This is a genomic window from Xanthomarina sp. F1114 (assembly GCF_026410255.1).
In the GTDB taxonomy this organism is placed as follows: domain Bacteria; phylum Bacteroidota; class Bacteroidia; order Flavobacteriales; family Flavobacteriaceae; genus Xanthomarina.
On sequence record NZ_JAPMLL010000027.1, the window covers coordinates 1 to 6,335 of the forward strand.

General features: G+C 29.1%; 7 protein-coding genes and 1 pseudogene. 7 read left to right on the forward strand and 1 reads right to left on the reverse strand.

Annotation, left to right across the window (positions count from 1 at the left end):
* Positions 1 to 316 precede the first annotated feature (316 nt).
* The 7 genes from OS188_RS14570 (at position 317) to OS188_RS14600 (ending at position 6,071) form a co-directional block, all read left to right on the forward strand.
* The gene (locus OS188_RS14570) at positions 317 to 733 is read left to right on the forward strand and encodes a hypothetical protein (protein ID WP_267149586.1); all 417 of its coding nucleotides are present in this window, start codon (positions 317 to 319) and stop codon (positions 731 to 733) included.
* Positions 734 to 922: 189 nt separating this feature from the next.
* Positions 923 to 1,414, forward strand: coding sequence for a DUF3592 domain-containing protein (locus OS188_RS14575; RefSeq protein WP_267149587.1), 492 nt, complete (start codon positions 923 to 925; stop codon positions 1,412 to 1,414).
* A 160-nt stretch (positions 1,415 to 1,574) separates the two neighbouring features.
* Complete coding sequence (locus tag OS188_RS14580) at positions 1,575 to 2,318, forward strand: hypothetical protein (RefSeq protein ID WP_267149588.1); 744 nt, start codon at positions 1,575 to 1,577, stop codon at positions 2,316 to 2,318.
* 164 nt (positions 2,319 to 2,482) lie between these two features.
* Positions 2,483 to 3,283, forward strand: coding sequence for a hypothetical protein (locus tag OS188_RS14585; RefSeq protein WP_267149589.1), 801 nt, complete (start codon positions 2,483 to 2,485; stop codon positions 3,281 to 3,283).
* A 144-nt stretch (positions 3,284 to 3,427) separates the two neighbouring features.
* Positions 3,428 to 4,042, forward strand: a complete 615-nt coding sequence (locus OS188_RS14590) for a hypothetical protein (protein ID WP_267149590.1) — start codon at positions 3,428 to 3,430, stop codon at positions 4,040 to 4,042.
* Positions 4,043 to 4,272: 230 nt separating this feature from the next.
* Positions 4,273 to 5,166: a hypothetical protein gene (locus OS188_RS14595; RefSeq protein WP_267149591.1), complete on the forward strand. Its 894-nt coding sequence runs from the start codon at positions 4,273 to 4,275 to the stop codon at positions 5,164 to 5,166.
* Positions 5,167 to 5,345: 179 nt separating this feature from the next.
* Positions 5,346 to 6,071: a DUF3667 domain-containing protein gene (locus OS188_RS14600; RefSeq protein ID WP_267149592.1), complete on the forward strand. Its 726-nt coding sequence runs from the start codon at positions 5,346 to 5,348 to the stop codon at positions 6,069 to 6,071.
* Between the two features lie 47 nt (positions 6,072 to 6,118).
* Here the strand turns inward: OS188_RS14600 and OS188_RS14605 are convergent.
* Positions 6,119 to 6,335: pseudogene (locus OS188_RS14605) on the reverse strand (IS110 family transposase); the annotation flags it as partial.

A 6,335-nucleotide genomic window follows, 5' to 3' on the forward strand; every position in this document is an offset into this window, starting at 1 on the left:
AACAGATCTATACTCTAAAAATCAATCTTTCGGATTTTCTCACTCAAACGGATTTGAAAAAATAATCAATCAAAAACCCCCTGAAACTAAAACGAAAAAAACTACTACTTGCAACACCGTATATAAAAAATGCGTAGTTTAGTGCTCAATCAAAAGGAAAGCGCGCGTTTGCTTTCATCCGATTTTCGTTCCGAAAATCCGCTGACACAAACACGCACTTTTCATATACAAACACGTTACCTGCAAGCTGAAAAACGAAGTTTGCGAAAAAAATCGACAATTATAAAAGAAAAGAAATTGATATTACGCAAAAAATATGACTGAACTAACATTTGAATATTATAATAAACTTGCTGACCAATTAATTACGCTTAGTGCTTTATTGGGTGGATTTTCAATAGCAATTGTCGCAAATTTTTTAGTTTCAGAGACTAAAACTCGATTGACTAATAATATTATGATAGCATCAACTTTATCTGCCTGCTTATTTCTTGTTAGTGTTTTCGCAATGACAAAAGTTCTTATGATGACAACCGAAGGATATCCGCAAAAAGTTCTTGACAGTGATTTATTATTACCAAGAGGTATTGGTGCTTTTTCATTTTTTTTTGGTATAATATCTTTACTGACTATGATTGCTATGGCAGGTTGGACAAAATCGAAAAAAATGGGAATATTTACTACAATAGTTGGAATTATCACTTTAATAATAATTCTGATGATGACAAGTTAAGAACAATATGAATAAAGCCTGCAGGTAACACCGTATAAAAAAAATTGCTGGTAATAGCTTACTTACGAAAATCCTCGCGGATTTTCTTGGTTCGTGTTTATTTACTAACTTTATTGCTTAAACCTCGCAACTTTCCTTATACCAACACGTTGGCAGCAATTAAAGACAAACTTTACGAACAAGAATAAAATGGAATTATTAAACAAAAAAGAGTACGCAATACCGATATTTATTCTCTTTGTCTTTTTTATGTTTTACAAACCTGTAATTTGTTTTTTAATTCTTGGCTTATTGACAACTATAATCGGAATTAAATACTGGATTTTTATAGTGGATATCCAAAAAAACGGAATTGAAAGCATTGGAAAAATTCTATTCTATGAATCTGACGAAGATGGCTATAAAACACCAACGATTGAATTTAAAACCAAAAACGGAATTCAAATAAATAAAAAACCTTATTATTATTCATCAACTGACTTAAGCAAAATAAAAACTTATAAAAATAAGATTAATGAATCTGTTTCAGTTTTGTATGACAAAAAAAATCCTAAAAAATTTGTTTTAGAAAATGAACGGAACTTTAATTATTTCAGTTTGATTTTAATCACTTTAGCTGGAATTGTATTTTTGACAGCCGGAATTTTAAGCCTTTTGGAAATTATAATAATTGACTTTTAAAATAACTGCTGCCAACACTGTGTATAAAAAATGCGTAGTTTAGTGCTAAATCGAATCGAAAGTGCGTGTTTGCTTTCATCCGATTTTCGTTCCGAAAATCCGCTGACACAAACACGCACTTTTCATATACAAACACGTTGTAGCACATTTGACCAAATCAATGAACAGAACATTTTTCATAATTATTGCATTTTTATTCTTTACAAGCTGTAATGAAAAAACATTCCAAGTGGAATCGACATTTGACAATGGCAATTATGAAATAATATATCGCCCGCTTTCTGACACAACTATTTACGGAAAAAAATATAACAGAAAATTTAAAATAAAATTTAACAAAGCGAAAGACACTTTACGAAAAGGAATTTATATCAATGAAATGGCTCTTGGAGAACATTTATTTTACGAAAACAATAAGTTGATTTGCAAACGAAATTATATTGTTCCAAATCCTTTTTTCATAGATATTGACAATAAAAATGAAACTGTAGATTTCAGCGCATTTAAAATCCGACCAGACTCGACCTATTTGAATACTGCAATATATTTTGACTCAAATGGAGATTCAATTATTGAAAAAAGTCATCTATATCGAACCAAATTTTACAATAAAAAGTGGAATGTAGATGATTCTTTAAAAGTTGATTTTGAATTTTATTATCCAGGTTATGAAGTTGTGAAATCTGACCTTTATTTCATTGTCCCACAAGACACATCTATGATTACACTTGCCTTTGATGCCGACAAAGATTATACTTTCACGAGAAAAATATTTGACAAAGAACACAATGAAATTCAAGGACTTGTGGATTTTATAGCGTTTGACAAAACTAAAGAAGTTGGAGATTCGACAGCCTACGCAAAAAGAATAATGTTTATTAATGAAAAGTTTAAAATTGAATAAAAAAAACGTGCTACAACACCGTATAAAATTAATGGCTAGACCTCGCCTACTTACGAAAATCCTCGCGGATTTTCTATTCGGTCTTTATTTGCTAAATTAGGTGCTTAAACACGCCACTAATCTTATACAAACACGTTACAAACAATTTAAACCCAAAATTACGAATGAAAAAACTGAATTTATTATTAGGAATTCTAATCGGACTAACTATTTTTTCTTGCTCGTCTGACGACAGTAATCCAACCGAAGAACCTGAATTGAATAACAAAAAACTTATTAAAGTTTCGGAAGAAGGAAATTATGGAATATATGAAAAACTATATATCTATAATTCAGATAATAATGTGACTGAAATTGAAAGTAGTTTCACCGAATTTGGACAAACAGCTTCTGATTTACACAATACTGTTTTTAGCTATGAAAATAATTTAGTTGTCTCTGCAATAGATTATGAAAATGGAACATTATATAAAACTTATGAATTTAACTATTCAAATGATAATTTAACTGAAAGAATAATATATGATTCCAATGGAATTGAAGATGAAAGAATAGAATTCACTTACAATTCTAATAATGAAGTTGAAAGTTTTAATTATTATGTTAATTCTGTTTTACAGCAAACACGAAATTTTACTTATAATTCGAATGGTAATATTATAATAGCTGAAGATATTGATTATTCAGAAATTGAATATGACACAAACCCAACACCAAGTAGTAATTTCACTAATTCAAATAAAATAATATTCGGAGCGGAAAGTCTTATTATGAATCTTTGCGGAAATAATGAAACGGAGAGAATCACTACTTACAATAACTCACTTCCGAGTGAAACAGTAAGAAATTTTGAAACTACCATAACTTATGATACTGATAATTATCCTTTAAGTAAAGTTCTAGTACAAACAGACAATAGCGGAAATGAAATAAGCACTAGAACAACAACTTTTGAATACGAATAAAAACTGTTTGTAACAACGTGTATAATTCATTGCTAGTTATAGCCTACTTACGAAAGTCCTCTCGGACTTTCTATCTGTGATTTATTTGCTAACTTTAGTGCTTAAACACGCAACGAAATCATACACAAACACGTTGTGCATAATATGAGAAAAGCAATAATATTGATAATTGGAGTTACAAATTTACTAGTGAGTTTATCTTGTAATGCTCAATATTCTGCGACTGAATTAAAAGACAATTTTACGACTGAACAAATCTCTGATCTGAATAAAATAACGGCCTTTTTTCAAAATCAAATCTGTGATAATAAAAACTCGGACTTTAAAACTTGCTTTTCTAAAATATTACCTGAATTATTAGAATATGGTTGGCAACCAATATTAGAAAAAGTAGATTTTGAAAAGCAAAAAGAACTTTATAATTCGATTTCCAAATCTACATTTAATGAAATATGGGAATTCGGAAAAGCGACTTACCCAAAAACTGGATTAGAATTAAAAAGTATAGGTTCAAAATACAATGGAAAATATCAAAAATATTTGACTGAACTTGGAAAAAACAATGCGGAAATAAAAGAATACGCTGAGAGACTTATTGCTGCTGGAGATTTTGAATCAATGGGTTTGCTGCAACAACAGATTTACAAAAACCCAAACAACTTTGATTTAAACAATCCCAATATTCAGTTGTTGATTGCTATTCATTATCTCTCACAAAATGACCAACAGAAAAGAAAAGAGAAATGGATAGCGGAATAAAAAATACTATGCACAACACCGTATATAAAAAATGCGTAGTTTAGTGCTTAATCGAAAGGAAAGTACGTGTTTGCTTTCATCCGATTTTCGTTCCGAAAATCCGCTGACACAAACACGCACTTTTCATATACAAACACGTTGCCACACATTTGAAAATAAGAACATTGAGAAAAATTTACTTACTGACTTTAATGTCAATTATTTTATTTAACTGCCAAAAGAAAACGGAATTGAGAACTGATTTACAGCCAATTTATTCAGATTCGAAAAACGCTTTACAAGGAAACAATCTGTATGGAAAAGTTAAAAAAATTGAATATTACAAAACAACTTTTCAGAACACAGAAAATGAAGATAAACCTGTTCTGAACAAAATAGAAGAATACACCGATTTTGGGGAATTGAAAAAAGTAGAATACTTCGATAATTATGGAGAACTTACACAAACCAATGATATTGATTATAACAAAAACCAAGAGTTCATAAAAAGTGTTTCAATTAACAAATCAGACAAATCGAATATTATTCAAATTTCGGAATATGATACTATCAAAAACACAAGTGAATTGAGTGTTTTCGTTAATGATACAATTGACCATAAAACAACTTTTTATTATGGAAAAAATGATTATCAAATAAAGCGAATTTCTATTAAAGGAAATGATACAACCGAAGTTAATTTAGAATACGCTTTTGACGATAATGATAAAATAATATCTTCTACACAAAAAGAAAAAGGGAATGACAAATCAATGACAACTAATCTGTTTAAATATGACAATAACAACAACCTAATAGAATCGTCATATAAAACAGAATGGATGGAAATGATAAGCGAAACGGAATGGAAAGATGGAAGAATTTTTAAACAATCTTCCTATACAATATCAGCGGATTTAAAAAAGCATACAAACAATATAACTGAATTTGATATTTTATTTAATCCTATCAATTCAAAAGAATTCGAGGATTCAAAATTGAACCGAGAATTGAAATTTGACTATGAATTTGACGAAAATGGGAATTGGATTAAGAAAAATGTATCTATGAAAGAACATTTCAATAACTCAAAGGAATTTGTTCCAATTTATGTTGATACGAGAAAAATAAGTTATTGGAAATAAAAAACGTGTGGCAACAACGTGTATAATTCATTGCTAGGTCTAGCCTACTTACGAAAGTCCTTACGGACTTTCTATTCGGTTTTTATTTGCTAACTTTAGTGCTTAAATACGCAACGAAATCATACACAAAACCGTTGGCAGTAATATGAAAAACTCACTCAAAAGAAAATTTAAACTGAATGATTTGTAAAAATTGTGAACAGAATTTTAATGGTAATTATTGTAGTAATTGTGGACAAAACTCAAACGTTAGAAAAGTTGATTACAAATACTTAATAAATGAAATACCGAATAGCATTTTTCAAATAAATCGTGGATTTTTATTCACTCTAAAGGAATTATTCACAAGGCCTGGACATAGTATCAGAGAGTTTTTAGAGGGTAAAAGAAAAAACCATTTCAAACCTTTAGCATTCATAATATTTACATCTACTTTATACGTACTCGCACATTACTTTATCGGAAACCAAACATTCATTGATGATGCGATTTCTGGCTATAAGACTGGTGGTAAAGTGGAAAACAGCGACTTGATAAATTGGATTTCTAAAAACCAAACGTATGTTATATTAATTTTAGTTCCATTTTTTTCTCTTGCATCTTATTTAGCATTTTTAAAATCAAAATATAATTACTTTGAACATCTTGTTCTGAACATTTATATAACTGGACAACAAATGTTCATATATTTTATTTTTAGTTTTATTTTCGATAGGAATAGTTATTTAATATTGTTACCTCTTCTATTGGGAATGGCATTTAATTTTTGGACTTATATACAATTCTTCAACAAGAAAAGTACTTTTAAGAAAATGTTACTTATTGTATTAACCTATATAATTTTCCTAATTCTAATTATTATGGGAATGATTGTAATTAGCATTGCTATAAAAACATTGGAATAAATACTACTGCCAACAAAGTACTGTGCTAAAAAACAAGTAAAAAACCATTAATTTTTAGCTAGTGAACTTTTATATTCATTATCAAATATTAATCCTGATTTAGCAATTGCAAAGGCTTGTTGTAGTAGTTTATTACACACTGCAATCAATGCTAGTTTTTTGCTCTTTACTTTAGCCACAATTCGCTCGTAAAGATCTCTGCATGCTTTGTTATATTTACAAGCGGTAAAACTGCACATAAATAATAAATTTCTGAGTTTTTGA